Here is a 1,307-nt window from a genome sequence, read left to right as displayed (position 1 = left end):
GCCGCCCAGGCGGGCCGCGTGCTGCCCGGCAACGTCGGCCGCGCCTACCACCGGGCGACCGCGGGCAGTCCCCTGCTGGTGCACGCCCTGCTGGACGACAGCACGCGCTTCGGGCCCGAGATCGGCCGGCCCGTCGCCAGCGCCGCCTACCGCCAGGCGGTGCTGTCCCTGCTGCACCGCGGCGAGGCGCGGCAGCTGCGAGTGGCCCGGACGCTGGCCGCGCTCGGCGCGCCCGTCCGGGCCGTCCCCGTGGGCGAGCTCGCCGACACCACGCCCGCCGGCGCCGAGGAGGCCGTCGACGTCCTCAACTCCACCGGCCTGCTGGACGGTTACGCCTTCCGGCACCCGGCCGCCGCGGCGGCGGTCCTGGAGGACATGGACGACACCGCCCGCGCCGAGCTGCACGGCCGGATCGCCGAGACGCTGTACCGCTCCGGCGCACCCGCCGACGAGGTCGCCGTCCATCTGCGCGCAGCGGACGCCGTCCCCGAGGGCTGGGGGGCCGGCGTCCTGCGCACCGCCGCCGAGCAGGCGCTGGCCGCCGACGACGTGGAGCGGTGCACCGGCTACCTGAGCCTGGTCCTGCACGACTGCTCCGACGAACGGGAGCGCTGGGCGATCTCCGCGGCCCTCGCCCGCGCCGGGTGGCGCACCAACCCGGCGGCCGCCGGCACCTACGTGGAGCCCCTGCGCCAGGCCGCGCTGGAGGGCTCGCTGAGCATGCGCGACACCGCCACGGTCCTGCGGTACATGCTGTGGCGGGGCGACACCGAGCTGGCCGCCGAGGCGGTGGCCACCCTCGTCCCCGCGCACTCGCCCGCCGACGCCCAGGTCATCGCCGAGGTCGAGTTCGTACGGCAGTGGTTCTACGGCGCCGCGCTGCCCGCCAGGACCGCGCCCGTGGCCGGGCTCGACCTGCGCCGGCGCCCGGCGGCCGCCACCGCGGGCGGGCTCGCCTCCCGCGTGGCGGTGCTGGTCGGCGGCGTGGCCACCGACGAGTCCGCGGCGGCCGTGGTCCAGGCCCTGCACGGCCACCAGCTCGACCACCTCAACCTGGAACTGGTGGCGATGGCGCTGCTCGCCGTCGCGCACGCCGACCGTCCCGCCCTCGCCGCCGAGGCCTGCGACCAGCTCCTCCAGTGCGCCGTCGAGCGCCGCGCGACCACCTGGCAGGCGCTGCTCGGCAGCGTCCGCGCCGAGATCGCCCTGCTCCAGGGCGACATGAAGACCGCGGCGCAGGGCGCGCTCACGGCGCTCGGCATGCTGCACGCGCAGAGCTGGGGCGTCCTCATCGGGCTCCCGCTGTC

Annotated in this window: 1 pseudogene; it reads left to right on the top strand. The window is 77.8% G+C overall.

Going from position 1 to position 1,307, the window contains the following annotated elements:
* A pseudogene (locus IE271_RS40980) lies at window positions 1-1,307 on the top strand (LuxR family transcriptional regulator); the annotation flags it as partial.

Origin of the sequence: Streptomyces minutiscleroticus (genome assembly GCF_014650875.1) — a bacterium.
In the GTDB taxonomy this organism is placed as follows: domain Bacteria; phylum Actinomycetota; class Actinomycetes; order Streptomycetales; family Streptomycetaceae; genus Streptomyces; species Streptomyces minutiscleroticus.
Note: the sequence above shows the minus strand (reverse complement) of the source record. Positions and strands in the feature narration are given on the sequence as shown.